Annotated in this window: 29 protein-coding genes and 1 riboswitch; of the genes, 12 read left to right on the top strand and 17 right to left on the bottom strand. The window is 35.2% G+C overall.

The features are described from left to right. Positions 1 to 73 precede the first annotated feature (73 nt). Together BMX24_RS10405 and BMX24_RS10400 are read right to left on the bottom strand one after the other, a co-directional pair. On the bottom strand, positions 74 to 1,279 hold the full coding sequence (locus tag BMX24_RS10405) for a metallophosphoesterase (RefSeq protein ID WP_089792257.1): 1,206 nt from the start codon (positions 1,277 to 1,279) through the stop codon (positions 74 to 76). A 69-nt stretch (positions 1,280 to 1,348) separates the two neighbouring features. Further along, complete coding sequence (locus BMX24_RS10400) at positions 1,349 to 2,416, bottom strand: 3-oxoacyl-ACP synthase III family protein (RefSeq protein ID WP_089792255.1); 1,068 nt, start codon at positions 2,414 to 2,416, stop codon at positions 1,349 to 1,351. 103 nt (positions 2,417 to 2,519) lie between these two features. On the opposite strand from BMX24_RS10400, the gene BMX24_RS10395 reads away from it, so the two are divergent. The 6 genes from BMX24_RS10395 to rny all read left to right on the top strand — a co-directional run bounded on the left by BMX24_RS10395 (position 2,520) and on the right by rny (position 7,132). Continuing rightward, complete coding sequence (locus tag BMX24_RS10395) at positions 2,520 to 3,089, top strand: hypothetical protein (protein WP_089792253.1); 570 nt, start codon at positions 2,520 to 2,522, stop codon at positions 3,087 to 3,089. A 3-nt stretch (positions 3,090 to 3,092) separates the two neighbouring features. Continuing rightward, a complete protein-coding gene (gene ubiE, locus BMX24_RS10390) occupies positions 3,093 to 3,824 on the top strand; it encodes a bifunctional demethylmenaquinone methyltransferase/2-methoxy-6-polyprenyl-1,4-benzoquinol methylase UbiE (protein WP_089792251.1) in 732 nt (243 codons plus the stop codon). 3 nt (positions 3,825 to 3,827) lie between these two features. Beyond that, entirely contained in the window at positions 3,828 to 4,610 is a 783-nt protein-coding gene (gene porT / locus BMX24_RS10385; RefSeq protein WP_089792249.1) for a type IX secretion/gliding motility protein PorT/SprT, read from the top strand. A 138-nt stretch (positions 4,611 to 4,748) separates the two neighbouring features. Then, on the top strand, positions 4,749 to 5,051 hold the full coding sequence (locus BMX24_RS10380; RefSeq protein WP_089792247.1) for a hypothetical protein: 303 nt from the start codon (positions 4,749 to 4,751) through the stop codon (positions 5,049 to 5,051). After that, on the top strand, positions 5,051 to 5,338 hold the full coding sequence (locus tag BMX24_RS10375) for a cell division protein ZapA (RefSeq protein WP_089792245.1): 288 nt from the start codon (positions 5,051 to 5,053) through the stop codon (positions 5,336 to 5,338). Before BMX24_RS10380 ends, BMX24_RS10375 begins: the two co-directional genes overlap by 1 nt. Positions 5,339 to 5,566: 228 nt before the next feature. Continuing rightward, entirely contained in the window at positions 5,567 to 7,132 is a 1,566-nt protein-coding gene (rny, locus tag BMX24_RS10370) for a ribonuclease Y (protein ID WP_170835686.1), read from the top strand. A gap of 107 nt (positions 7,133 to 7,239) precedes the next feature. On the opposite strand, the gene BMX24_RS10365 is transcribed toward rny, so the two are convergent. Together BMX24_RS10365 and BMX24_RS10360 are read right to left on the bottom strand one after the other, a co-directional pair. Further along, entirely contained in the window at positions 7,240 to 8,091 is an 852-nt protein-coding gene (locus BMX24_RS10365) for a GLPGLI family protein (protein ID WP_089792241.1), read from the bottom strand. Positions 8,092 to 8,158: 67 nt separating this feature from the next. Then, the gene (locus BMX24_RS10360; protein WP_139176819.1) at positions 8,159 to 8,377 is read right to left on the bottom strand and encodes a bacteriocin-like protein; all 219 of its coding nucleotides are present in this window, start codon (positions 8,375 to 8,377) and stop codon (positions 8,159 to 8,161) included. A gap of 609 nt (positions 8,378 to 8,986) precedes the next feature. Here BMX24_RS10360 and BMX24_RS10355 point away from each other — a divergent pair. After that, positions 8,987 to 10,228, top strand: a complete 1,242-nt coding sequence (locus tag BMX24_RS10355) for an MFS transporter (protein ID WP_089792236.1) — start codon at positions 8,987 to 8,989, stop codon at positions 10,226 to 10,228. A 172-nt stretch (positions 10,229 to 10,400) separates the two neighbouring features. Further along, positions 10,401 to 10,595, top strand: coding sequence for a hypothetical protein (locus tag BMX24_RS10350; RefSeq protein WP_089792234.1), 195 nt, complete (start codon positions 10,401 to 10,403; stop codon positions 10,593 to 10,595). 99 nt (positions 10,596 to 10,694) lie between these two features. On the opposite strand, the gene BMX24_RS10345 is transcribed toward BMX24_RS10350, so the two are convergent. The 4 genes from BMX24_RS10345 to BMX24_RS10330 form a co-directional block, all read right to left on the bottom strand. Then, positions 10,695 to 11,999, bottom strand: coding sequence for a voltage-gated chloride channel family protein (locus tag BMX24_RS10345; RefSeq protein WP_089792232.1), 1,305 nt, complete (start codon positions 11,997 to 11,999; stop codon positions 10,695 to 10,697). A 30-nt stretch (positions 12,000 to 12,029) separates the two neighbouring features. Next, positions 12,030 to 12,103, bottom strand: a riboswitch (Fluoride riboswitch). 29 nt (positions 12,104 to 12,132) lie between these two features. Continuing rightward, a complete protein-coding gene (locus BMX24_RS10340; protein ID WP_089792230.1) occupies positions 12,133 to 12,969 on the bottom strand; it encodes a GLPGLI family protein in 837 nt (278 codons plus the stop codon). A gap of 24 nt (positions 12,970 to 12,993) precedes the next feature. Then, on the bottom strand, positions 12,994 to 13,863 hold the full coding sequence (locus BMX24_RS10335; protein WP_089792228.1) for a sugar phosphate isomerase/epimerase family protein: 870 nt from the start codon (positions 13,861 to 13,863) through the stop codon (positions 12,994 to 12,996). Next, a complete protein-coding gene (locus BMX24_RS10330; RefSeq protein ID WP_072953061.1) occupies positions 13,863 to 14,330 on the bottom strand; it encodes an acyl-CoA thioesterase in 468 nt (155 codons plus the stop codon). The genes BMX24_RS10335 and BMX24_RS10330 overlap by 1 nt, the downstream gene beginning before the upstream one ends. Before the next feature lie 69 nt (positions 14,331 to 14,399). Here BMX24_RS10330 and BMX24_RS10325 point away from each other — a divergent pair, with 69 nt between their 5' ends. Continuing rightward, on the top strand, positions 14,400 to 14,750 hold the full coding sequence (locus BMX24_RS10325) for an arsenate reductase family protein (protein WP_089792226.1): 351 nt from the start codon (positions 14,400 to 14,402) through the stop codon (positions 14,748 to 14,750). A 78-nt stretch (positions 14,751 to 14,828) separates the two neighbouring features. On the opposite strand, the gene gcvT is transcribed toward BMX24_RS10325, so the two are convergent. The 4 genes from gcvT to BMX24_RS10305 all read right to left on the bottom strand — a co-directional run bounded on the left by gcvT (position 14,829) and on the right by BMX24_RS10305 (position 17,737). After that, on the bottom strand, positions 14,829 to 15,905 hold the full coding sequence (gene gcvT, locus BMX24_RS10320; protein ID WP_089792224.1) for a glycine cleavage system aminomethyltransferase GcvT: 1,077 nt from the start codon (positions 15,903 to 15,905) through the stop codon (positions 14,829 to 14,831). Positions 15,906 to 15,920: 15 nt separating this feature from the next. Continuing rightward, positions 15,921 to 16,400, bottom strand: coding sequence for a hypothetical protein (locus tag BMX24_RS10315; protein ID WP_089792222.1), 480 nt, complete (start codon positions 16,398 to 16,400; stop codon positions 15,921 to 15,923). A 1-nt stretch (position 16,401) separates the two neighbouring features. Next, complete coding sequence (gene idi, locus BMX24_RS10310; RefSeq protein ID WP_089792220.1) at positions 16,402 to 16,911, bottom strand: isopentenyl-diphosphate Delta-isomerase; 510 nt, start codon at positions 16,909 to 16,911, stop codon at positions 16,402 to 16,404. Between the two features lie 229 nt (positions 16,912 to 17,140). Next, positions 17,141 to 17,737 carry a Pr6Pr family membrane protein gene (locus BMX24_RS10305; protein ID WP_089792217.1) on the bottom strand — a complete coding sequence of 199 codons (597 nt, stop codon included), beginning with the start codon at positions 17,735 to 17,737 and terminating at the stop codon, positions 17,141 to 17,143. A gap of 259 nt (positions 17,738 to 17,996) precedes the next feature. On the opposite strand from BMX24_RS10305, the gene BMX24_RS10300 reads away from it, so the two are divergent. Continuing rightward, positions 17,997 to 18,404: an LNS2 domain-containing protein gene (locus tag BMX24_RS10300; RefSeq protein WP_089792215.1), complete on the top strand. Its 408-nt coding sequence runs from the start codon at positions 17,997 to 17,999 to the stop codon at positions 18,402 to 18,404. Between the two features lie 89 nt (positions 18,405 to 18,493). Then, positions 18,494 to 19,453 carry a D-2-hydroxyacid dehydrogenase gene (locus BMX24_RS10295; RefSeq protein WP_089792213.1) on the top strand — a complete coding sequence of 320 codons (960 nt, stop codon included), beginning with the start codon at positions 18,494 to 18,496 and terminating at the stop codon, positions 19,451 to 19,453. A gap of 53 nt (positions 19,454 to 19,506) precedes the next feature. Here BMX24_RS10295 and mscL (BMX24_RS10290) read toward each other — a convergent pair whose 3' ends face one another. Beyond that, positions 19,507 to 19,887, bottom strand: a complete 381-nt coding sequence (gene mscL, locus BMX24_RS10290; RefSeq protein WP_089792210.1) for a large conductance mechanosensitive channel protein MscL — start codon at positions 19,885 to 19,887, stop codon at positions 19,507 to 19,509. Positions 19,888 to 19,993: 106 nt separating this feature from the next. Beyond that, entirely contained in the window at positions 19,994 to 20,371 is a 378-nt protein-coding gene (gene mscL, locus BMX24_RS10285; RefSeq protein ID WP_089792208.1) for a large conductance mechanosensitive channel protein MscL, read from the bottom strand. A gap of 212 nt (positions 20,372 to 20,583) precedes the next feature. On the opposite strand from mscL (BMX24_RS10285), the gene BMX24_RS10280 reads away from it, so the two are divergent. Next, on the top strand, positions 20,584 to 22,098 hold the full coding sequence (locus tag BMX24_RS10280) for an NAD(P)H-hydrate dehydratase (protein ID WP_089792207.1): 1,515 nt from the start codon (positions 20,584 to 20,586) through the stop codon (positions 22,096 to 22,098). Between the two features lie 150 nt (positions 22,099 to 22,248). Here BMX24_RS10280 and lgt read toward each other — a convergent pair whose 3' ends face one another. From lgt to BMX24_RS10265, 3 genes are all read right to left on the bottom strand, one after another. Next, positions 22,249 to 23,115, bottom strand: a complete 867-nt coding sequence (lgt, locus tag BMX24_RS10275; protein WP_089792874.1) for a prolipoprotein diacylglyceryl transferase — start codon at positions 23,113 to 23,115, stop codon at positions 22,249 to 22,251. 433 nt (positions 23,116 to 23,548) lie between these two features. After that, positions 23,549 to 23,791 (bottom strand): membrane protein insertion efficiency factor YidD, encoded by a 243-nt coding sequence (gene yidD / locus BMX24_RS10270; protein ID WP_170835685.1) that lies wholly within the window; start codon positions 23,789 to 23,791, stop codon positions 23,549 to 23,551. A gap of 77 nt (positions 23,792 to 23,868) precedes the next feature. Continuing rightward, complete coding sequence (locus BMX24_RS10265) at positions 23,869 to 24,432, bottom strand: DUF6705 family protein (RefSeq protein ID WP_089792205.1); 564 nt, start codon at positions 24,430 to 24,432, stop codon at positions 23,869 to 23,871. Positions 24,433 to 24,443: the final 11 nt, after the last annotated feature.

The raw sequence follows: 24,443 nt of genomic DNA, 5'->3' as shown, positions 1-24,443 counted from the left end.
CGAGATACGAGTTTCGAGATTTAAATACGATAACCGTTCCTCACAAACTCGCATCCCGCACCCCACAACGCCTCTAAGCCAACTCAAAAAGTGTAATTTCCGGCAAAACCCCGACTCTTCCGGGATAAGCCAATACTCCAAAACCTCTGTTTACATAGAGCATTTTTCCTTCACTTTCGTATAAATCTGCCCATTTCGGATATTTATACTGTACCGGTGACCACTTTATATTTTTCAAATCCAAACCAAACTGCATTCCGTGAGTGTGTCCTGAGAGTGTCAACTGAACATTTCCCGGGTGTTTTTTTACCACATAATCGAAATGGGTAGGGTCGTGGCTCATTAATATTTTTGCCGCAGATTCCGGGACATCTTTTATTGCTTCATCAAGTTTTCCGTATTGTGGAAAAGGCTTTAATCCCCAGTTTTCAACGCCAAGAATGTATAATTTTTCTCCGTTTTTCTCGATTACCCTGTTTTCATTTCTCAACATATCAAAACCGGCCTGTTTTTCATAATCGATCAGGGTTTCAAGATTTTGTTTTTTTGCATCCGGAGAAGGCCAGCTGATATAGTCGCCATAATCGTGATTTCCAAGCACGGCAAGCTTTCCGTCTTTAGATTTAATTGTAGAAAACAACGGAATAAAAGGTTTGAATTCCTCTGCAACATTGTTCACCATATCTCCTGTGAATAAAACGAGGTCAGGATTTTGTTCATTAATCAAATTAATCGCATGTTCCAGCTTGCTCGGATCGCCAAAACTTCCGCTGTGAACGTCCGAAATCTGGATGATTTTATACCCTTTGAAGCTTTTGGGCAGATTGGCTATTTTTACTTTAACTTTTCTCACTTTGTGACGGTATTTTCCAAACGTAATTCCATCAATGAACAAAGCAGAAAGCACGCCTCCGAGTCCTAATCCCACAAGGCTTAAGAATTTTCTTCTTTCCGGAAAAAAGCTTTCAGACGGTCTTGTTAATCCCACCAGATAACTTCCTGTCCTGAAAATATCATCAATTAATAAAAATAAAACGATGAAAACTTTAGGCAAAATAAAAACCAAAAACACGGAAATCATGATTTGCATTCGCACCGTACTTCTGTCTGACCTTTGAAAATGGGTGATCTCGTAGGCAAAGACTCCATAAACGGTCAATGTAACGATCCAATATCCCAGTCTTATCCAGAAATTATCCGTTAAGGTTCTTATTGCCTGATAGATATATACTTCCAGAAACAAGAAAATGGCTGCAATTATTAAAAAATTTCTTTGCATAATTAAGTTTAAAAAAAGCACAAAGAATAGTTTCCCTGTGCTTTTTATATCTATTTACATTAAATATTATTAAGGAAATCTGTAAACGATAGCATTGATGTTCATTCCGGCACCTACCGAAGTCATCACAATGTTACCTTTTTCTTTAAACGTTTGACCGTCCATTTTTCCTTTAATTATTAAATCATACATCGTAGGAATCGTTGCTACAGAAGAATTCCCGAAATCCTGAATCGTCATCGGAGAGATAGAATGGTCGTAATCTTTCACATCATAAAGCTTGTGAAGTCTTTCAATCATGGCGTAATCCATTTTAGCATTCGCTTGGTGGATCAGGATTTTATTGATATCTTCAATAGAAAGACCTGCGTCTTCAATAGTTTCTTTAATGGCGTTAGGAACATTTTTAAGAGCGTACTCATAAATTTTTCTTCCCTGCATTCTTACAAATAAACGAGTCTGGTCAGATTCTTTATTGATAGAAGGTCCGTTAGCCAGGTAATCCAGCTCAATACCGTTATCACAAATCGTATTGTGAGCGATGATCCCTACGTTTTCCTCGTCAGTAGCTTTTACCACTACAGCACCGGCTCCGTCTGCGAAGATCATTCTGTTTCTGTCATGCGGATCTGTTACCCTGCTCAATGTTTCTCCTCCGATCACAAGGATTGTTTTGGCAACGTTGGCTTTAATTAAATTATCCGCCAGAATCATTGCTTCCACCCATCCCGGACATCCGAAAAGCATATCGTATGTTACGCATTTTCTGTTTTTAATGCCTAATTTATTCTTTACTCTTGCAGCCATTGTCGGCATGAAGTCGGCATATCCGTGTTCGGTAACTTCCCCGAAATTACTTGCGTAAATAATATAATCTAATTCTTCCTGATCTATTTTTGCATCTGCAATGGCTAATTTTGCAGCTTCATAACCGATTTTTGAGTTTGATAGGTCCTCATCAATGAATCTCCTGTTTTCTATCTCTGTGATCTCTACAAATTTCGCAATCGTTTCTTCGACAGGCTTGTCTATCTTTTCCCCATCTTCTGAATAAAACTCTGAACCTAAGAAATAGTCTCTCCCGATAATTCTGTTGGGAAGGTAAGATCCAGAACCAATAATGATCGTATTCGGCATTCGTTTATATGATTTTTTTTTAAAGACGCAAAGTTAATAATTAATATTAATAACGGAGAATTAAAAATATTATTAAATTTGCAAAAATTGTACTTTACAATCTATGAAAAACAATCCGTCCTTAAAAGGCTTAGTTATTGCAGTTGTAGCGTTTGTCGTTGCCTTTGGGGTCTACTTCCTTTTTTTAGCCAAAAAGAACTATTACGTAGTAGATAATCCTACTCCCAATACCTATTACTATAAAATTAATAACAGCTCGGAAGGGACTATCGCCGCAGGGCAGACTGTTCCGGTAGATTTGAATAAAGGTAAAAATTCTATTAAAGTTTTCGACCAAAATAAAAAATTATTATACGATTCTGCTTTTGAAGTAAATAAAATTCGAGGGTTGATCAACATCGCTCATCAGGATTATTATATTAATGATCAATATTATGGATACAACCTTAAAAAAGATTCACTACTTTTGGCGCTTGATAAGGTTGTGATCGACGGGAAAACATATTATGGAGGTGCAAAACACTTCAATAAGCTGTTTACAGACGATTTTTACTATAATGTAGATGAAGATTATGACAAGATCATCAAGAATATCCAGCAGGTAGAATCCAGATCAAAGATCTTCAGAAAGCAGGATTATCTGAATTATTATAAAGAATATTACAAGTTTTAAGTTTTGACAAAAGATATAAACCAAGTTACGCCCTACAATTCGGAGGCTACAAAGAAAAGCCAGGTAGAGGACATGTTCGACAATATTGCACCAAAATATGATCTTCTGAATCATGTTTTGTCCATGAAAATTGATGTTTTGTGGAGAAATACTTTGGTGAAATGGATGAAAAATGACAATCCGCAGGAAGTGCTGGATGTGGCTACAGGAACGGGAGATTTAGCAATTACGATAGAAAAAGGAACCGGTGCAAAAGTAATTGGTTTAGATTTATCGCAACAAATGTTAAATGTTGGCGTTATTAAAATAAAAAAACTTAAATTAGACGGCAAAATTTCCATGCAAAAGGGAGATGCAGAAAATTTACCTTTCGAGGACAATAGATTCGATGCTGTTTCCGTTGCATTTGGAGTAAGGAATTTTGAAAATCTTACCAAAGGTTTAGCAGAGTTAAGAAGAGTAGTAAAGGATAACAAGAGTGTTTATATACTGGAGTTTTCAAAGGTTGAGGGATTTTTAGCACCATTTTATATGTTTTATTTCAAAAATATATTACCTGCCATCGGCAGACTGGTTTCTAAAGATAATAGGGCATACACATACCTTCCGGATTCTGTAAATGCTTTCCCTTTCGGGGAAAAAATGAGACAAATTCTTTTAGATACAGGATTTAAAAAAGTTGAATATAAAAAACTAAGTTTAGGTATAGCCACAATTTATAAAGCAACAAAGTAACCTATGAATAAATTTTTATTAAAAGCACTGGTTTTAGCCTCAGTAAATATTGCAGTTTTGGCAAACGCGCAATTTAGAACCCGAAACAGAATGGATAAGTTGGAAGACTTTGACGAGCAGAAATTCAGTTGGGGTTTTTATTTGAATGGCAACAGACTAGACTATCGTATCGTTTTGAATCCCAGATATGGTATGAATAATAATCAGAATCTTGTTACATCTAAAGAAAGCTACAGTTTCGGTGCCGGATTGATCGCAAAATGGAGACTGAACGATTATTTAGACTTAAGATTAGAACCAGGGTTACAATTTGGTCAGAGACAATTGACTTTCAATACACAATCAAACGACCAGTATGCTGCAGGAACTTTAACAAATCCTCCATTCACTCCGATTCCGCTTACTGAAAATGACAGAGTAAGAGAGGTTAAAACAACTTTGGTGGATGTTCCTGTGTTATTAGAATTCCACGGAAACAGATGGTACAACTCAAGGCCTTACGTTGCAGCGGGTGTGAATTATATCGTAAATCTACAGTCGAATTCAGATTCTACTGATGATAACCTTCAGCAGGTTTTCAGATCTACGACGCACAATTTTGCGTGGTCTGCAGAAATGGGAGTTCAGTTTTACTTTAACAAGTTTAAATTAACACCTGCCATCAGAGGGACTTTCATTATGAACAACGAGATCGTGGCAGATAATGCGACAACACCTCCGTACTGGACGGCAGCAATGTCTACTTTACAGACCAGAGCGGTGTTTTTTGTTCTTAAATTTGAATAAGAATTTAGCTTAAAAATAATAAAGGAGATGCTTTTGTATCTCCTTTTTTTGTTGCCATTACAAAATATAGGGAGTTTTATTTTTGTTAGTATTAATATTTTGTTATTTTTGCTATTAGTTAGAATATACAAACCTGAAATGCTTCAAGATTTAGAAAACAATTTTTCAGAATTAGAGAAAAAGATTTTATTATTACAAAAAAACTATAAAAATCTTACTGAAAAGTTCTCAGAATTGCATACGGAGCATGAAGAACTGAAGAAGAAATATGATGAGGAAAGAAAAAAAAGTCAGGTATTAGCAGAAGAACAAAAAAATATAAAACTTTATTCAGCAATATCAGGAAATCCTGAGCACAACAGATTGATGAAAAATCACATCAACAGATTGGTAAAGGAAATAGATTTCTGTATTGCTCAGCTTCAAAACAGTGGATTATAATGGAGGTAAGAAGAATAACCATCAACATTGCAGGAAGGGTATATCCGCTGAACGTACCGGCAGCAGAGGAAGAAACTTTGCGTAAGGTAGGGAAGCAAATTGAGAATATGATTAAAGATTTTGAACAAAACTTCGATGTGAGAGACAAACAGGATGCTTTGGCCATGTGTGCTCTGAAATTGGGTACAAATGCCGAAGTGGTGTCTGCGAACTACGAAAAAACAATACATTCTACCAACGAAAGATTAGCAATAATCAATCAATCGTTGAATGAAACAGGGAAATAGATTTTTTTCCCGACAAACTGCCTACAATAATTCTAACACATTAAAGGTAAACTCAACGCTAAACAATTACCGAACAAATGTCCATTGAATGGCGTGCCGGTTCCGTCCGGATTACAGACAGTGGAAATCAGTTCAAATCGTGTTGATTAGGAGTTTACTCTCAATCTCTGGATTATTGTGGGTTTTTTTATTTTATAATGTGAAGACAATTAAAACTCAATATAAATTATGATAGAAGTTATAATCGGCGTTGTTTGTTTAGTAATAGGTGCCGTGATAGGGATATTTTTCTCTAGAAGTTCGCTGAATACTAAAGCAAAATTTATTATAGATGATGCAAAGAAAAATGCCGAAAACCTTATAGAAAAAGCTAACGTACAAGCTGAATCCATAAAGAAAGAGAAAAATCTTCAGGCTAAAGAAAAATTCCTGGAGCTAAAATCTCAACATGATGCAGATATTCAGTCTCGTGAAAAGAAAATGCAGGAGATTGAAAAAAGAATAAAGGATAAGGAGCACAAGCTGAACGACGAGCTTAGCAAGACAGGAAAACTGGAAAAGGATTTGGATAAGCAGATTGCTGATTATGCCAAAAAAACTGAAATTTTAGAAAGAAAACAACAGGAACTAGACACAGCAATGGCTAAGAAAGTTGAAGTTCTTGAGAAGATTTCTAATTACACCGCAGAAGAAGCTAAAGTAGAATTGGTAGAAACCATGAAAGCTGAAGCAAAAACCAGAGCTCAGGCACACGTTCAGAGCATTATGGAAGAAGCGCAGATGAATGCGAAAAACGAAGCAAGAAAGATCGTTATTCAGACTATTCAGAGAATCGGGACAGAACAGGCCATCGAAAATTCGGTATCTGTTTTCAACATCGAATCTGATGAAGTAAAAGGTAGAATCATCGGTAGAGAAGGTAGAAATATCCGTGCTTTGGAAGCTGTAACAGGAGTAGAAATCATCGTTGATGATACACCGGAAGCGATTCTTCTTTCATGTTTTGATCCTGTAAGAAGAGAAATTGCAAGATTATCGCTTCACAGATTGGTAACAGACGGTAGAATTCACCCTGCGAGAATCGAAGAAGTTGTAGAAAAAACAAGAAAACAAATCGAAGAGGAGATCATTGAAGTTGGTAAAAGAACGATCATCGATTTAGGAATTCACGGATTACACCCGGAATTGATCAAAATCGTAGGTAGAATGAAATACCGTTCATCTTACGGACAAAACTTATTACAGCACTCGAGAGAAGTAGCGAATATTGCTGCAACAATGGCTGCTGAATTAGGCTTAAATGTAAAACTGGCAAAAAGAGCAGGTCTGCTTCACGATATCGGAAAAGTTCCTGAGCAGGAGTCTGAACTTCCTCACGCTTTGCTAGGTATGCAGTGGGCTGAAAAGTATGGTGAAAACGCAGAAGTTATCAATGCAATCGGAGCTCACCATGACGAGGTTGAAATGACTTCATTATTGTCTCCGATCATTCAGGTTGCCGATGCTATTTCAGGAGCCAGACCGGGCGCAAGAAGACAGGTGTTGGAATCCTATATCCAAAGATTAAAAGACCTTGAATCTGCTGCCTTAAGCTTCGACGGAGTATCTTCAGCATATGCAATTCAGGCGGGTAGAGAATTAAGAGTAATGGTAGAAAGCGGAAAAGTAAACGATGAAGTTGCTTCCCAGCTATCTTACGACATTTCGGAGAAAATTCAGAACGAATTGACATATCCGGGACAGGTAAAAGTAACAGTAATCAGAGAAACGAGAGCTGTGAACATTGCGAGATAATAATCGAAAAAGATATTATATAAAAACCTTTCAAGAAATTGAAAGGTTTTTGTTTTTTAAATTTAAATAGAACTAAATTTTAAATAAAACATGAGAAAATTAGCACTTTAATTACTAAGTTCTAGCGGATTTGCATATTTCTGATTTTCTTCTCGTTTTTTTTCTCTTTGTCTCAATATTTCCTGTCCTTTTATAATTGTAGTTCCTTGGCTTGCGAGGACGGCAGCAGCATTAGCTCTGACGTTTTTTATTGCTTCTTTCAGCTTCGGCTGTGTTGTTTCTATGGCATGGGTATATCTACTTTCTTTAATGTTAATTAATCTGCCTTTGAGCTTAGAATTAGAAACAGATTTTACAAGCTCAAAATCATAATCTCCTTTATCATCTGTTATTTTGATAATTAATCCGGGTAATCCGCTAAATTTCATCGGGCCATACGGAAAAGGAATTTCCGGAGAATACCATGCAATCCAGTTTCTTCCTTTGAAGGTAACTTCTGCTTTTTTGCAGGTAATGGTATTAATGACTTTTGTTTCATCTACAAGCTTCCAGTTCTTGATTACAGGCTCTCTGTAAGTAAGCAATGTCATGAAGGCCAAATCGAAATACTGTATATTTTCATTGGTTTGTATAATGGTAAAATCAAAATTTGTTTTTGGAATTACAGTGCCTTTTTTGTAACCAAGGGTGATGCTTCCATTGGGATTATGTGTTGTTGTTCCGGAATTTGTCATTACTGAGTCACCTTTTAATGATACAGTACTAGCAAAAAAAGCACGTTTATCACCTATCTGTAATGAGAAAAGTTCTTCATATCTACTATCAGTTCGTATATCAGATTTAGCTTTTAATTGATAAATGAACTCACCACGCAAAGAATCTTTTTTCTCAGATTGAGCATAAGATGAAGTGCAATAAAATATAATAAATAGTTGAAGTAATTTTTTATGGCAATACATAAGTGTTGTTTCTTTATAAATTGCACTTATAGTGGGATAAGTTTCACTATAAGTGCTTTAATTTAGATTAATTTCCCGCTAGATTTGTACTAGGACCACTATGAGTGGGTGGTGGACAATTAATTGTTTCAACTTTTTCAAACCATTCTTGGGCTTGTTGTGGCGTCCAATCCTGAGTAGTGGTAGCAATCACACCACATGAAGTTTCAGCAATCCAAACTCGTGGTAACCTTCCTCCCGTTACATCTTTAAGCTCATTTCTAGATAATTTTTTTAAATTTTTCATTTGTTTAAAATTATAAATTTTATTTTGAATCTCAAGTTTATACACATTGATTGCGCTTTGGTGTTCACTTGCAAGTTTTTATTTAATCATTTTTCTCTTGCATTGTACACTACAAAATACTTCGTGGTTAAATTTTATAAATTCCTAGCTGTTCATATTGAAAAATAAAAAAGCGTGGAACTATGTCTACTGTTAGAGAGGTACTGGTATACCCAAACGACAGAGAAACAATAGCCCACGCCGAAGCGCGAGCATTGCATATTCTTGTCGTTTTTGAAAATTACCAGTTTTACTCTAACAAGAAAAGCTAATGCTTTATATTTTAAAATGATACATTAAATATCCATTTTCTGTTGCAATGTTAAATATTTTTTTTCACAAATAAAAGAGTTTTAGAATGCTTTCAAAAATAATTTCTCTGTATCAATTGTTCTTTAAAAATCTCGATATAAAAAACTAAAATATCCGTTTATGTATTGATATTTTAATTATTAATTGTATTTCAAGAGAAAGTATCTTTAAAATTGATAGTGTACAATAAGATATGTTTAATAAAAATGGTATTTTGTTGAATTAATTTTTATTTTTAGCAAAATTTAAAACTCCAAAATGCAAGAACTTTCTTTGTCTGCAAAAGCAAGACTTATTTTCTCTATTCCCGTTATCATTGCCGCTTTAGGTTACTTTGTAGATATCTACGATCTACTTTTATTCGGAATTGTTAGGATTCCCAGTTTAAAGGCTTTAGGCTTAAATCCGGATGTAGACGGAACATTCATTCTCAATTGTCAGATGATCGGTTTGCTGATTGGCGGCGTTTTCTGGGGGATTTTTGGGGACAAAAAAGGAAGATTATCTGTATTATTCGGATCTATTTTGGTGTATTCTCTCGCGAATATCGCCTGTGGTTTTTTACCATATTTTCCAAAAGAGCATTTGGTGTATCAGTACGCCGGATTAAGGTTCATTGCGGGGATTGGTCTTGCCGGAGAGCTCGGAGCGGGAATTACACTGGTTTCTGAAAGCCTGCCAAAGAATCTGAGAGCGATCGGAACTTCTGTGGTGGCTGGTTTCGGATTAATGGGCGCAGTGGTGGCTCAATTAACCGTAGAATTAGCCGGAGGGTGGAATATTTCCTACATCATCGGCGGAATTCTGGGAATTTTACTTTTATTTTTGAGAATAAGTGTTTCAGAGTCAGGGATTTATAAAAATATTGAACATGAATCGGTTTCAAAAGGGAATTTCCTGTCATTTTTTACCAATAAAGACCGCTTGATTAGATATTTAAAATGCATTGCCGTCGGATTGCCAACATGGTACTGCATCGGGATTCTTGCGGTTTTGGCCAATCAGTTTGCGCCGGAATTAGGAATTACAGACCTGAACCCCGGAAAAGCAATTATGTGGGCATACGTAGGAATTTCCGTCGGCGATCTCATGAGCGGATTTATTTCCCATGCTTTAAAATCCCGTAAAATGGCGATTTTCTACATGCTGGCTTTCACAATTATCGGTGTTGCCTTCATGCTCTTCGGAAATACAAATACGGAAACAAAATACTATCTTTTCTGCGTCTGGCTGGGCTTGGGAACGGGCTATTGGGCGATGTTTGTGACTTTAGCGGCGGAACAGTTCGGCACCAATATCAGAAATACGGCTACGACCACCGTTCCGAATATGGTTCGCGGATTGGTTCCTGTCATGATCCTGGCTTTTGATTTTTTTAAGAAAGATTTTTCCGTGATTATGAGTGCTGCGATTGTAGGAATCATCGTGTTCGGACTGGCTTTTTATTCGTCATTAACGATCTCGGAGACTCACAACAAAGACCTGGAATTTACAGAATAATTAAGGACTGTTTAAGAAATATTTAAATATCAATTTCCGTTATACTAATAATAAGTTCAACAAAACAAATAATTTATAAAATTTAATATTAAATTATGCGTTGAATAATTAATATTTGTTTAACTTTGGAAGGTAACTAAAAACTATATTGTCAAATCAAAAACCAAATCACATGCAAAACAACATTTTAAAAAACGGTAAAAAATTAAGAAAAGAAGATCTTAAAAATATCGTAGGAGGTATAGGTGGAGGAGGATCATTGGGTACTCCGGATCTGTCTCTTTGCGGTTGCAGCTGTACAGGTGCCGTTACAGGTCCTAAATATTGCGTACAGTACATCGCATGTCCACAAGTAATTACTTGTTAATAAAGAATTATTTCAACTAGAAATAAACATTTCCACATTTAATACGCAAAAACCTTTTGTTTTCAAAAGGTTTTTGTTATTTAAGACGATCATAGATTTTTATAAATCAGAAAAGCTTTTATCATTAAAATTTTCAAATCTCCTGTTTTTCGCTTCTCCTATTTTTTGTTTGGTATAAATGCTGTTATTTCCTGAAAACAAATAAGATACAACACAGGCAATGGCCACATAAATTCCACATTCTGCACCGAATAATTCAATGCCCATGAGCATACACGCGAGAGGAGTATTAGTTGCCCCCGCAAAAACGGCCACAAATCCCATTCCCGCCAGCAATCCAAAAGGAAGCGGAATAAATAATGCCAATGCACTTCCCAATGTCGCCCCGATAAAGAACAACGGAGTCACTTCACCGCCTTTGAATCCTGCGGAAAGCGTCACAATAGTGAAAATCATTTTTAAAGCAAAATCATACAACGGAAGCTGTTTTTCAAAAGATTCCAAAATAACAGGAATTCCAAGGCCAATGTATCTTGTCGTTCCCATTGCAAAAACAGCGGCAGCGACCAAAACCCCGCCAATAACAGGACGAAGGGGAGGATAGTGTATTTTTGATTTAAAAAGAGAGCTCGCCCAGTGCATCGATTTACTGAAAACTGCTGCACAAATCCCGAAAACTATTCCTGCTAAAACACTGTATACTATCGGTAAAAGTTCAAGCTTTGGGATAAAATCAATATGATAATGTGTATGTTTTACATTCCAGAGATTGGTTGCCCAATCCGCCAAAATTGCAGAAGCAAAAGCTGGAAAAATAGCATTATAACGAATTCTACCGATCAGAAAAACTTCCAGACCGAAAACCGCTCCGGCCAAAGGTGTCCCGAAAACTGAACCAAATCCAGCTGCAATGGCAGAAATGATTAAAATTTTTCTTTCGCTTTTATCTAGTCTAAAAGGTTTTGTCAATTGATCTGAAATTGCTCCTGCCATCTGTAAAGCCGTACCTTCCCGACCTGCAGAACCTCCAAAAAAGTGTGTAATAATAGTTCCCAAATAAACAAAAGGTGCCATTTTAAAAGGAATAATGTCTTTCGGATCATGAATGTTTTCAATCAACAGATTATTTCCTGCCTCGACATCTTTCCCGAAATAATAATATAAAAGCCCGACCATAAAGCCGGCAACGGGCAAAAATGCAATCAGCCAGAGGTGATTTTCCCTGAAATTTGTAGCCCATTCCAGAGACTGTAGAAAGCCTGCAGAAGTGGTTCCGACCAATGCTCCGATAATAAGGCTTATGCAAAGCCATTTTAAAACATAAGGTAAAGCCGGATATTTTCTGAAAAAAATCCTGATCTGAATGATTGATGTATCGCTTAAAGTTCGTTGATGTTTAGACATAATTTACCTGATTAATTATTATTAATAATCTTACAATCAGGCGTCATCAGTTCCGTTTGAAACGGGACGGTTGGGTAAGGAAGAACACCATTTCCTTTTATCATTGCAAATATAACGAATATTTTGAAATATTTTAATTCTTATAATGAATAGCTTTGTCGATTTCAACGGGATTATTGTATTTTCTAATAATTTCCTGCATACTTTTGACCTGCGCGTTGAGCTCGTCAATGGAACGGATTTCTTTGCCGCCGATATTTATATTTAAATTACTGTTGTTCTTATTGAAATTTGTTCTCTCAAATGAGAAAGGATCATTATAAAATTCTAATAAAAGTTTTTGTTTTTGCTTTTCGTTAATTGGAATGGCCTTATTTGCAAAATTCGACTCCAGAAAATCTTCGGTAGGATAGATGTTCGCAAGTTCCTGACTTTTTACAAGGTTGTAAATAAAATTTCTTTTTGTGTCATAGATTTCAAAAACCAATCCCGGAAGTCCTGAAAATTTGAAAGGCCCTTCATTAAAGGGAATTTCTTTATTAAACCACGCTGTCCAATTTCGATCTCCAAATGTGGCGGTGGCTTTTTGTAATGTATAATTCTGCACTTTCTTCGTCTCATTAGAGATGTTCCAGGCGATTTTATCATGGGTTTTGAATGAGTAATATCCAAACTTAATATTGATAAAGTTCTCATTATCAAAGGTGTTGATTTTTCTTTTAACGATCTGCCCGGTCATGTCAACATGTTTGTTATTCATATTTCCGAATTTTTTATTCAGTGAATCGGCAATCAGAAGGTTGCGACCATAGAATTTAACATCTTTAGAATTGATGTCCAGAATCATGTTAAACTTTTGATAATCAGACTCTGTGGAATCCATTTTTAATTGAAGCTCATAAATAAATCTGTGAGTTTGCGCGCTTAACGAAACGATGATGAATAAACAAATAAGATTTAAAATTTTCATGATTGGCTTTGTGTTGGTTTTGTTTTATTGGAAATAAGACTGTTCAAGAATATATTTTTTGCTGATGGCGATACTTTCAAAAATATCTTTATCACTGGAATCCTGCTCCAGAAACCAATGCTTAAGTCCGGCTTTTTCTCGAGCTTCAAAAATTCTTTTAAAATCTATTGTTCCGTTTCCGATTTCTGCAAAATCTTTTGTTCCGGCTTTCATGTCTTTCACATGCCACAACGGAAATCTTTTCGGATATTTTTCAAAATAAGTTAATGGATCAATGCCCGCTTTTGAAATCCAGTATAAATCAAGTTCCATTTTCACCAAATCGGATGAAGAATTTTCTAAAATAAAATCATAAACATTCTGTGTTTCATCAAATTTTTCAAACTCAAAATCATGATTGTGATAGGCAAACTGAATTGAAGCATTTTTTGTAATTTCTCCTGATTTTTCTAATAATTCAGGAAGTTTTTTATAATTTTCTATAGTTCTTTCTTCCGGAAAAAGATAAGAGCAAACCATATATTTCGCGCCAATGAAGTGTAAATCTTCAACAGATTTTTCCCAATTGTTTAATAAAGTTCCTTTGTCATTGTGAAGAATTCCGGTTGTGTGATGCGAGCTGATCACTTTTAAACCAATATTTTTTAAAATCGATTGAAATTCATTTCTGTTTTTCCCGAAAAAACTGCCATTATAGCCATAAATTTCCAGTTCGGTAAATCCTAAATTCACCAACTTTTCCAGAGCTTTTTCAAGGTTTTCGGAAATAGCATCACGAATGGTGTATAACTGAATGGCCAATGTTTTTTTATTCGTTAATAGTTGAGAAGTACCACAGGAATATAAACCTAAAAGTCCTAATGAAGATAATTTTATGAATTCGTTTCGCTGCATTATAAAAAAGGTTTCATTTCGTCCTCAATCTGCGTTCTCAGTTCCATCAGGCGTTTTGCGTATTGTTCCTGTTGTTTTTCTTCCTCAGTTTCCGGGATCCATTTCGGAACCGGAAGTTTTTTTCCGTTTTCATCAACTGCCACAAAAACAATGATACAATGCGTTTTCTTATCGAAATTCGGTTGCTTTAAGTTTCGCGAAAAAACATTAATCGAAATATGCATACTTGAAGAACCTGTATAGATCACCTGTGCTTCTACCTTTACAATTTCCCCTATTTTAATGGGTTCGTAGAAACGGATTCCGCCAACATAGACGGTTACAGAATAATTTCCACTCCAGGTTGTTGCGCAGGCATACCCCGCCTGATCGATCCACTTCATCACACTTCCCCCATGTACATTTCCTCCGTAGTTGACGTCTGAAGGTTCTGAAATAAACTGAAAAGTGATAGGTTTGTTCTCCATTCTCATAAAAATTTGAATAAAGGTATTTAATAATTTTTAAAACTTTAGATTAAATCTTACTTTTGGAGAATGAAAAAAGTATTTTATCTTAATACGTGTGACACCTGTAGAAAAATTTTAGCTCAGTTCAATCTTAAAGACTGGGAACTTCGCGAAATAAAAAAACAACCGATTACAAAAGACGAGCTTGAAGAAATGTTCAAGCATACAAAATCTTACGAAGCATTGTTCAGTAAAAAATCTACTCAGATCAAATTAAGAGAACTGGACATAAAGTCTTTGGGAGAAAAGGATTTTAAAGAATTGCTGCTGGATCACTATACCTTTTTGAAGCGTCCTGTTTTCCTTACCGATGATAAAATTTTCATTGGAAACGACAAGGAAAATCTTGGAAATTTAAGAGCTTTTTTCAATAATTAATTAAAAAATATTGAACTCAAAAATAAAAAACCGTCTCGTAAAATTCACGAGACGGTTTTTCTGTATCTACTTTTCCTGTTATACAAAAGGAGCTTTCACCACTTTTGCCGGGATATTTTTATTTCTTACCTGAATGAAAATTTCAGAACCTAGTTTAAAATGAGGTTTATCAACATACGCCAAGCCCAATCCGATTTTTTTCATTGGAGACTGAGTTCCGGAAGTTACTTTCCCGATCACGTTTCCTTCTGCGTCTACAACAGGATAGTCGTGTCTTGGAACTCCCTTATCTGTAAGTTCGAAACCAACTAATTTTCTTGTAACACCTTCTTCTTTTTGTTTCGCGAAAATATCTTTAGACACAAAATCTTTATCGAATTTTGTGATCCATCCTAATCCCGCTTCGATCGGAGAAGTAGTATCGTCGATATCGTTTCCGTAAAGGCAGAATCCTTTTTCCAGTCTTAAGGTATCTCTGGCAGCCAATCCGCAAGGGATAATTCCTTCTGATGCACCTGCTTCAATGATCGCGTCCCAAAGTTGTACGGCATTTTCATTTTTAAAATAAATCTCAAAACCGCCGCTTCCTGTGTAGCCTGTGTTGGAGATAATCACATCATTTACCCCGGCAACAGCGCCTAGTGTAAAGTGATAATAAGGAATTTCAGAAAGGTTGGTTTCTGTAAGTTTTTGAAGAATTTCAGTAGCCTTCGGACCCTGAACAGCCAATAACGACATATCATCAGAAGCATTGGTCATTTTTGCCCCGAAAGAATTGTATTTTGAAATATGATTCCAGTCTTTTTCGATATTTGAAGCATTGACAACCACGAAATATTTGTCATCTTCCATTTTGTAAACAATAAGGTCGTCTACGATTCCTCCGTTTTCGTTGGGAAGACAAGAATATTGAGCTTTTCCGTTTTCCAGAGCATCTACATTATTTGTTGTAACCAGTTGTAAAAGGTCTTTTGAACCGGGACCTTCGATGAAAAACTGTCCCATGTGGGAAACATCAAACAAACCTGCTTTTTCTCTTACTGCAAAGTGCTCTTCGGTAACTCCAGAATATTGTACAGGCATCTCAAAACCTGCGAAAGGTACGATTTTAGCTCCCAAAGAAACGTGTTTGTCGTACAATGCTGTTTTCTTCATATTTAATTTTTATTTCTATTTCTTTATTTTAAAACTGTCAAAAGCTTCGTTGAAAAGCTTCATATAATTTCCGTTCCAGTATTTTTGTCCACAATTGATGGAGATCAGGAACAGATCTTTATCTTTTTGAAAAACTTTGGTGATCCAAAACAATTTTTCGTTTTCATCAAAATATTCGTAAAAATATTCTGTATATCCTTTTTTACCGCTTTTGGTTTTTATTTTCTTCTCGTCGTCGGCAGATTTGTAAAGAGCCAGAATGAATTTTTTTGTTTCTGTTTTCGGAAGATTCAGATCGTGGTATTCTGAGATCGTGATGGCTCCGATTTCGGTGCCCGGGAAAATGTTGATAATGTCATTATCGTTGGTCAGTTTCCAGACTTCCGGAAAAGTGATGGAGTAGTTCTCACTGTCATAAACTTTCGTAGGAATAGATTGTGCAAATGAAAAAAATCCTACTAAAAAAGATAATACTAAAATTATTTTCTTCATCATTTTAAAAATGGTGTTTGTATTCTTCAAGGATAATTTTAAACCATTCTGTGAAATGTTCCGGATGTTCGATCATTTCCCTGTCAAGATCTTGCATGGAAATATATCGTACTTCTTCCACTTCATCTTTATTTAAATTAAAATCATCTTCAAAAACTCCTATAAAAACATGGTCTAATTCGTGCTCCCAAAGGCCGTTTCCAACATCTGCTTTATAGATAAAACTAAATTTTTCTGAGATCTCCGCTTCAATGCCGAGTTCTTCTTTTACCCTGCGTTTTGCACCTTCGAGGTAAGTTTCTCCATTTTTCGGGTGCGAACAAACCGCATTCGTCCATTTTAACGGAGAATGATATTTTCCGGAAGCTCTTTTCTGTAAAAGCATTTCACCTTTACTGTTGAATAAAAATACGGAAAAAGCACGGTGCAATAGGCCATTGACATGGGCCTGCTGCTTTTCCATCAAGCCGAGAACTTGATCTTCAGGGCTCACTAAAACTACGAATTCTTCCATTTCTACAAATGTAAGTTTAATAAATGTATTTTGGAAATTTTTGGTAAAACATCATGGTTTTTTGCGGTGGAGGATGGGCGAAGAAAGCTCTATTGATTATTTTTTCTCTCGCGGATTTTGCGGATTTAGCAGATATTTATGTGTATTTTTTAGACAATGTGCAAAGAATTTTTTTATAAATTAAAACGTAAATATCTGCTAAATCCGCAAAATCTACGAGAAAAATAATTTACTTATTAAACAATCTTCCAACACGAATAAAAAGCATCGACAATCCCACAAAGAAAACCAGAATCCAGAAAGCATTCATCAAAGTTTGTGCTAATCCCAATGCATTTACATCAATAAAAAAATAGGGATAAAAATTTGAAAAATGTCCTCTGATCAATACGAAAATAAGATACAGCAAAGGAAAAACAGTCCATTTCGGGATCATTTTATAGTGCAGATTTTTTTTATTTTCATATAAATACCAGTAGAATAGGGTAAGAACAGGAGTTACGGAATGTAATAATTCATCAACGATTTTCTGTAAACCCGTTGGCTGCCAAAGCTGGCGAAGAATAACCTGATAAATAACCCCGACAATAAGAATATAGATTGTAATGGCTGTCAAGTTCCCGGAGCTTCTGTTTGAATTATCTTTAAAAATTTCACTAGTTAAATAAATAGCAACAATTAAATTCGTAAGAATCGTAAAATAGCTGAAAAACCTGATGGTAGTTTCCGGAATGGGCAGAATCCTGTTTTCTATCATAAGATAAAATTGAGCAATAAGTGCAAACCAGCCGATACTGCTGAAAATCAATGCTAAAGTTCTTTTCATATGTTGTGAAGTGTTACTCAAATATAAGATAAAAATGCGATTCTGTGTTTGTGAAAATTTTCTTAAGTTGTTCAAAAACAAATATTTTAAAATTTAATTATTAAAAAAAGAAAATTTTTAACCAGAATTATAAAATCGATGAGTTAATTATTGATATTATTCGTTAAATAACTGTTTCTGTAGTATAAATTTAATATAAATCAACTTTAACAAACCTTTTTGATATAAAAATCATAACTTTGCAATTCAATTTTTAATGATGGAATTAGAGTACAAAGATCACATTAGTCCTATTCTAAAGGACGGAATAAAGAACTATTTAATTGATATTGACGGAACGATCACGGAAGATGTTCCCAACGAAGAACCCGAAAGAATGGTGACTTGTGAGCCTTTTCCGGATGCTTTGGAAACCATCAATAAATGGTATGATGAAGGACATCAAATCTGTTTTTTTACTTCAAGAACAGAAAATTTGAAGCAGATCACGATTGATTGGCTGGATAAGCACGGTTTCAAATACCACAGTGTGTTATGCGGAAAACCAAGAGGCGGAAATTACCACTGGATCGACAATCACCTGGTGAGAGCTACAAGATACAAAGGTAAATTCACAGACCTTGTCGAAAAGCAGGTAACCATTGAAGTATTTAAAGAAGAAGAATAAAAAATTTAATGTAAAGATTAAACGATTAAATTTTACTCAAGGGTAAATTGGTCATTTAATCTTTTAATTTTTAACTGATAAAAAGTTTTATGAAAGTTTTAGCAAACGATGGCTTGGATCAATCCGGGATTGATGCACTTACTGAGAAAGGTTTTGAGGTGATTACTGCAAAAGTTCCGCAGGAGTTTTTGATAGATTATATTAATGAGCACAAAATCCGTACGCTTTTGGTGCGCAGTGCTACGCAGGTAAGAAAAGATATTATCGACAGCTGTCCGTCTCTGGAAATCATCGGAAGAGGGGGTGTAGGCATGGATAATATCGATGTGGATTACGCAAGAGAAAAAGGAATTCATGTCATCAACACACCGTCTGCTTCTTCAGAGTCGGTGGCTGAATTGGTTTTTGCCCACTTATTTTCAGGGGCAAGATTTTTGCAGGATTCCAACAGAAAGATGCCTGTAGTAGGAGATACGGAATTTGCCAGTCTTAAAAAAGCCTATGCAGCTGGTATCGAGTTGAAAGGAAAAACCATCGGAATCGTTGGAATGGGAAGAATCGGGCAGGAAGTAGCAAAAATTGCCTTAGGTCTTGGGATGAGGGTGATTGCTGCTGATAATAATGTCGGAAAAGCAAGTATTAAAGTTACTTTTTATAACAACCAATTCATCAATGTAGATATTGAAACCGAGCCGCTTCAGGATGTTTTGAAGCATTCGGATTTTATTACGCTTCACGTTCCGGCGCAGAAAGACGGATACATGATCGGTAAAAACGAGTTTGACATGATGAAAGACGGAGTAGCGGTTGTAAACTGTTCAAGAGGCGGTGTCATTGACGAAACTGCCCTGATAGAAGCTCTTGATTCCGGGAAAGTGAAATTCGCGGGGCTTGATGTTTTCATTAATGAACCGACCCCATCGAAAGAGATTTTAAATCATTCAAAAATTTCTTTAACTCCGCACACTGGGGCATCTACTCTGGAAGCTCAGGACAGAATCGGACTTTCTTTGGCAGAGCAGATTTCCAGTATTTTACAGATTCAATAATTCAATTTATTGTCAATAATAAAAAGCACTTCAATTTGAAGTGCTTTGTTTTTTTATGAATTGTTTTTATTTTTCAGAATATCTCTGATTTCTATTAATAATTTTTGGTCTTCAGTAGGTTCTGCAGGAGCTGGTTCATGCTTTTTTGAAATTTTATTGGCTCCTTTAATGATCCAGAAAAGGACAAGCGCAATACAGAAAAAACTGATCAGTGAAGATAGAAAGTTTCCATAGGTAACTCCGTTCCAGCTTAATTTTGAAATATCTTCTGCGCCTGCAGCTTTCAGTGCCGGAGTCAATAATAATGGAGTAATCACGTCAGTCACCAATGAGGAGACGATTTTTCCAAAAGCACCACCAATAATAACACCGACCGCTAAATCAATAACATTACCCTTGAAGGCGAACTCCTTAAATTCTTTTAAAAATCCCATAATTTTTTTACATCTGTTTGCTGACAAATGTAGAAAAAAATAAAATTTTTCGGAATTCTCATGGATGTTTTATGAAAAAATTACTTTAAAATAAAGTATTTCGTTTTTAAATGTTTTTATTTTTCAGTAAATCTCTAATTTCCATTAATAATTTTTGGTCTGTGGTAGGAGCTGCAGGAGCCGCTTCTTCTTTTTTGACGATTTTATTGGCTCCTTTGATGATCCAGAAAAGAACCAGTGCAATACATAAAAAGCTGATCACCGCAGAAAGGAAATTCCCATACGTAACCCCGTTCCATGAAAGTTTTGAAATATTTTCTGCACCCGCAGCTTTCAAAGCAGGATTCAATAATAAAGGGGTGATAACATCTTCTACCAAAGACGAAACAATTTTTCCGAAGGCACCTCCAATGATCACACCGATGGCCAGATCAAGCACATTTCCTTTGAATGCAAATTCTTTAAATTCTTTAACTAATCCCATAATTTATATTTTTTTTATTACTTATCAACAAAAATAGGAATTTAAGATACAAAAAATTTTATATTTTTCACATTTTTATGATTAAATATTGGTGAATTATTTTAAAATGAGATTAATTTATTTCGTGTAAAATAGCTTCTCTCATTACATTCTGTATAAAATTCTTTTTGTAAATTGCTGAAAGGAGATTATACATAAAAAACAAACTAAACATGAAAATTTTCACAGCAGAACAGATCAGGGATTGTGATCAGTATACGATTGCCAATGAGCCGGTTGCTTCTATTCAATTAATGGAAAGAGCAGCAGAGTCTTGTGTAGACTGGATTTCTGAAAATTGTAAAAATCACAGGAACTTTGCTGTTTTCTGCGGTAACGGAAATAATGGAGGAGATGGTTTTGCCATTGCAAAAATGCTTTATTTAAAGGGTTTTGATGTAGATGTTTTTACGCATACCAAGGCTAAATTTTCTCCCGATGCCCATATTAATTTCAAAGAATTGAAGGAGATCTCAGGAATTTCCATTAAAGATTTTAAAGAATCGATGGGGTATCGTTTTGACAACAGAACGGTAATTGTTGATGCCCTTTTCGGAACGGGTTTATCGAGAAATCTTGAAGGCGATTATAAAGATTTGGTTAATTTTTTAAACTCAAAAAAAAGTATTAAAATTTCTATTGATGTTCCTTCCGGATTGTTTGCAGATACAATTTCTTCAGCCGATGCTACCATTTTAAAGGCAGATTATACATTGAGTTTTCAATTCTGGAAAAAGAGTTTTCTTCATCCAGAAACAGGAAAATATACCGGAAAAGTTGAGATTTTAGATATTAATTTAAGCGAAGATTATATTTCAGAAACTCTAACTAATAATTTTGTGATTGATGATGAAGTGGTTAAAAATATTTTTAAACCAAGGGAAGATTTCTCACATAAAGGAAGCTATGGAAAAGTAACGATCGTTGGTGGAAGCTATGGGAAAATCGGGGCTGCGGTTTTAGCTACAAAATCGGCATTGAAAACCGGGGCTGGACTTACCTTCACGCTGGCTCCCAAATGTGGATATGAAATTCTTCAGACTTCATGTCCTGAAGCGATGTTTATTGAAGGCGGAGCTGATTACGTTAATGATTTTATTATTGATGAAAATTCTTCGTGTGGAGTAGGTCCGGGACTAGGAACCGAAGCTGAAACTGTGAAAAACTTTCTGAAATTTTTAAAAAGCTATTCAAAATCGATGGTTATTGATGCGGATGCATTGAATATTATTTCGCAGGATAAAAAGAATCTGAATTTAATTCAAAAAAAATCGATCATTACACCACATCCGAAAGAATTTGAAAGGTTATTCGGAGAAACAGAAAATTCTTTTGAAAGACTCGAATTAGCAAAAGAAAAAGCCCATGAACTTGGGATTTTTATTGTTTTAAAAGATCATCATACACAGGTGATAACTCCTGAAGGAAACGTTTTTTACAATATTACAGGCAATTCCGGATTGGCAAAAGGCGGGAGTGGAGATATCCTGACAGGGATTTTAACATCATTTCTGGCGCAACATTACACAGAAGAAGAAGCTGCAATTTTAGGGGTTTGGTTTCACGGAAAAGCCGCCGAATTTGCTTCTGAAAAATATTCTAAGGAATCCATGCTTCCGACGGATGTTATTCATGAATTCGGAAATGTATTTACAGAGCTTAATGAAAAAGTACAGATAAGATTATAGGAATTTTATAGTTTTTATAATAATTAAATGCTTTGACTCCGCTCAGCAAGACATCGCTACAAATTAACCGTCAAAATAAAACTGTTAGTATTAGAGATGTCTTGCTGAGCGGAGTCGAAGCATTTATATTAAATTTTGTTTCTCAGTAACCTATTCCGGTTTTTCGTTTTCCGCCTGAGTAATTTTAAATTTCTTGGAAATAATCATAATAACCACTCCGGCTATCATGAATGGAATCGAAAGAACTTGTCCTGTGTTCAATCCTCCCAATTGAATGAACTCGTCACCCTGTGGTTCTTTCAGGAATTCTACAAAGAATCTGATTGCCCAAAGAATGATGAAAAATAATCCGAATAACCATCCTTGTTGATATTTTTTATTCGTTTTTCTGTATAAAATCCATAATAAAATAAACAAGCATACATATCCGAAAGCTTCGAACAGCTGAGACGGATAACGAGGAACTGTTACGCCATATTCGCTGCTTTGTTGCGGGAAAAGTAAGGCAAATGGAGAGTTTGGGTCAACCGGTTTTCCGATGATCTCAGAGTTGAAAAAGTTGCCCAGTCTTACGAAAGCTCCTCCCAACGAAACCACAATTCCTAATCTGTCATACACCCAGAACGGATTTTTCTTAATGATTTTAAATGAATAATACAGTGTTGTAAAGATCAAAGCGATCGTTGCACCGTGACTTGCCAAGCCTGAAAAACCTGTAAATTTTAAACCATTTTTAGTACTTATCGGTAAAAATACACTCCAGAAATCTTCTTTGAAAAGTTCGGGCTGATAAAAAATAACGTGTCCCATTCTTGCTCCGAGAATAGTTCCGATCAGTGTCCAAGTGAAAAGAGGCTCTAAATATTTTTGATTAATATTGTCGATTTTGAAAATTCTGTTCATTAAAATATAGCCGAATCCAAAAGCAAAAATGAACATCAGACTATAAAAATGCAGGGTAATCGGCCCCAATTGAATTCCTTTTGAAGGATCCCAGATCTTGAAAGGCGTTTCCAGGCTTACTTTGTCTGCGGCAGTGATCGGCTTATTCGATTTTACGGCATATTTGAAATTGTCAATATTTTCCTGTGTGGCAGGCGTTGTGATTGGCTTAAAGTTCTTATCTAAAAGCTGGTATTTTGCGTCTTTAAGTTTGGTTAAAGTCAGGGTGCCGAAATTGAAATAGGCAGGTTCGAAATTGGATTCATTCAGAATTATCAGCACATTTCCGTCTACTTTTCTGTCTGGGAAAACATTGAGATCTCCCAATTCTGTTGTGGCGTAGATCTTTACGGGAACGTCTGTGGTGTTTACTTTTAAAGTTCCGTCAGACATTCCGTCCGGATAATTTTGCGCAAAAAAACATTGTGTAATGAACGCAAATACTACGAGATAAATTCTGAAAAAAATATTACTCATTTCTATTTTTTTAGTAGTTTGTTTATTGGTTTTACTTTTTTGGTGGAACAGGATCATATCCGCTTCCTCCCCACGGATGACATCTTGAAATTCTTTTCATTCCCAGCCAAAATCCTTTGAAGATCCCATGAACCTGCAGTGCTTTCACCATATAATGCGAACATGTTGGTTCGTAGCGGCAGTTTTTGGGAAGTAGGGGCGAGATAAACCATTGGTAAAATCTTATGAATATTACCAAAGGAAAAGTAATGATTTTGTTGAATGTAAGTTTCAAAACGGTACAAAAATAGGGTAAAAAAATAAAACCCGTTCAAAGTAAACGGGTTTTATTTTTAATATTTTGATAGATTGCTATTGCTTAGTGAAAATTAAATCCTTCGTTTCCGGAAGATAAATAGTTGTATCTTGATTTCCTGGACAATTTTTTGTTGTTAAAACAGTATCGTTAGGATAATACGACCAAGATATTTGAGTATTATTCATCTTTTTCAAATTAATTGTACCCCATCCCACTCCGCAATTTGTTCCTATGTAATATAAATTCACAATTGAATTGTTAACATACATACTTACAATTGCATTTTTATCATATTCATGTTGAACATTATTATTGTTTTGTAACATTATACCATTTGAGTTTTGAATAGTATAATTTATAACTAATGCATCTTGATAATAAAAATATGATGACTGAGGTATTTTAAAAGCTTTGTGCTCTTCTTTTTTTATTGTTAATATAATTGTGTTCCCATTATAGTTTGTTTTCCAAATTCCTACAAAAGGTGTTAATTCATTATCTAAATCTTTCATATATGACTCCACAGGAACATCATCTGGAAAAGTGTTTAATGGATAAATCTGTGCATTATATAAATGAAAAACTGTAAGAAAACTAATTATTAATATATATTTCATGATAATTTATA

This window comes from Chryseobacterium wanjuense (assembly GCF_900111495.1).
Lineage (GTDB): Bacteria > Bacteroidota > Bacteroidia > Flavobacteriales > Weeksellaceae > Chryseobacterium > Chryseobacterium wanjuense.
Note: the sequence above shows the minus strand (reverse complement) of the source record. Positions and strands in the feature narration are given on the sequence as shown.

What these genes read in the sequence shown, in the direction of transcription:
- BMX24_RS10405 (WP_089792257.1), bottom strand. Translation starts at nt 1,279, where the DNA reads ATGCAAAGAAATTTTTTAATAATTGCAGCCATTTTCTTGTTTCTGGAA.
- BMX24_RS10400 (WP_089792255.1), bottom strand. Translation starts at nt 2,416, where the DNA reads ATGCCGAATACGATCATTATTGGTTCTGGATCTTACCTTCCCAACAGA.
- BMX24_RS10395 (WP_089792253.1), top strand. Translation starts at nt 2,520, where the DNA reads ATGAAAAACAATCCGTCCTTAAAAGGCTTAGTTATTGCAGTTGTAGCG.
- porT (WP_089792249.1), top strand. Translation starts at nt 3,828, where the DNA reads ATGAATAAATTTTTATTAAAAGCACTGGTTTTAGCCTCAGTAAATATT.
- BMX24_RS10380 (WP_089792247.1), top strand. Translation starts at nt 4,749, where the DNA reads ATGCTTCAAGATTTAGAAAACAATTTTTCAGAATTAGAGAAAAAGATT.
- BMX24_RS10375 (WP_089792245.1), top strand. Translation starts at nt 5,051, where the DNA reads ATGGAGGTAAGAAGAATAACCATCAACATTGCAGGAAGGGTATATCCG.
- rny (WP_170835686.1), top strand. Translation starts at nt 5,567, where the DNA reads ATGATAGAAGTTATAATCGGCGTTGTTTGTTTAGTAATAGGTGCCGTG.
- BMX24_RS10365 (WP_089792241.1), bottom strand. Translation starts at nt 8,091, where the DNA reads ATGTATTGCCATAAAAAATTACTTCAACTATTTATTATATTTTATTGC.
- BMX24_RS10360 (WP_139176819.1), bottom strand. Translation starts at nt 8,377, where the DNA reads ATGAAAAATTTAAAAAAATTATCTAGAAATGAGCTTAAAGATGTAACG.
- BMX24_RS10355 (WP_089792236.1), top strand. Translation starts at nt 8,987, where the DNA reads ATGCAAGAACTTTCTTTGTCTGCAAAAGCAAGACTTATTTTCTCTATT.
- BMX24_RS10350 (WP_089792234.1), top strand. Translation starts at nt 10,401, where the DNA reads ATGCAAAACAACATTTTAAAAAACGGTAAAAAATTAAGAAAAGAAGAT.
- BMX24_RS10345 (WP_089792232.1), bottom strand. Translation starts at nt 11,999, where the DNA reads ATGTCTAAACATCAACGAACTTTAAGCGATACATCAATCATTCAGATC.
- BMX24_RS10340 (WP_089792230.1), bottom strand. Translation starts at nt 12,969, where the DNA reads ATGAAAATTTTAAATCTTATTTGTTTATTCATCATCGTTTCGTTAAGC.
- BMX24_RS10335 (WP_089792228.1), bottom strand. Translation starts at nt 13,863, where the DNA reads ATGCAGCGAAACGAATTCATAAAATTATCTTCATTAGGACTTTTAGGT.
- BMX24_RS10330 (WP_072953061.1), bottom strand. Translation starts at nt 14,330, where the DNA reads ATGGAGAACAAACCTATCACTTTTCAGTTTATTTCAGAACCTTCAGAC.
- BMX24_RS10325 (WP_089792226.1), top strand. Translation starts at nt 14,400, where the DNA reads ATGAAAAAAGTATTTTATCTTAATACGTGTGACACCTGTAGAAAAATT.
- gcvT (WP_089792224.1), bottom strand. Translation starts at nt 15,905, where the DNA reads ATGAAGAAAACAGCATTGTACGACAAACACGTTTCTTTGGGAGCTAAA.
- BMX24_RS10315 (WP_089792222.1), bottom strand. Translation starts at nt 16,400, where the DNA reads ATGATGAAGAAAATAATTTTAGTATTATCTTTTTTAGTAGGATTTTTT.
- idi (WP_089792220.1), bottom strand. Translation starts at nt 16,911, where the DNA reads ATGGAAGAATTCGTAGTTTTAGTGAGCCCTGAAGATCAAGTTCTCGGC.
- BMX24_RS10305 (WP_089792217.1), bottom strand. Translation starts at nt 17,737, where the DNA reads ATGAAAAGAACTTTAGCATTGATTTTCAGCAGTATCGGCTGGTTTGCA.
- BMX24_RS10300 (WP_089792215.1), top strand. Translation starts at nt 17,997, where the DNA reads ATGGAATTAGAGTACAAAGATCACATTAGTCCTATTCTAAAGGACGGA.
- BMX24_RS10295 (WP_089792213.1), top strand. Translation starts at nt 18,494, where the DNA reads ATGAAAGTTTTAGCAAACGATGGCTTGGATCAATCCGGGATTGATGCA.
- mscL (WP_089792210.1), bottom strand. Translation starts at nt 19,887, where the DNA reads ATGGGATTTTTAAAAGAATTTAAGGAGTTCGCCTTCAAGGGTAATGTT.
- mscL (WP_089792208.1), bottom strand. Translation starts at nt 20,371, where the DNA reads ATGGGATTAGTTAAAGAATTTAAAGAATTTGCATTCAAAGGAAATGTG.
- BMX24_RS10280 (WP_089792207.1), top strand. Translation starts at nt 20,584, where the DNA reads ATGAAAATTTTCACAGCAGAACAGATCAGGGATTGTGATCAGTATACG.
- BMX24_RS10265 (WP_089792205.1), bottom strand. Translation starts at nt 24,432, where the DNA reads ATGAAATATATATTAATAATTAGTTTTCTTACAGTTTTTCATTTATAT.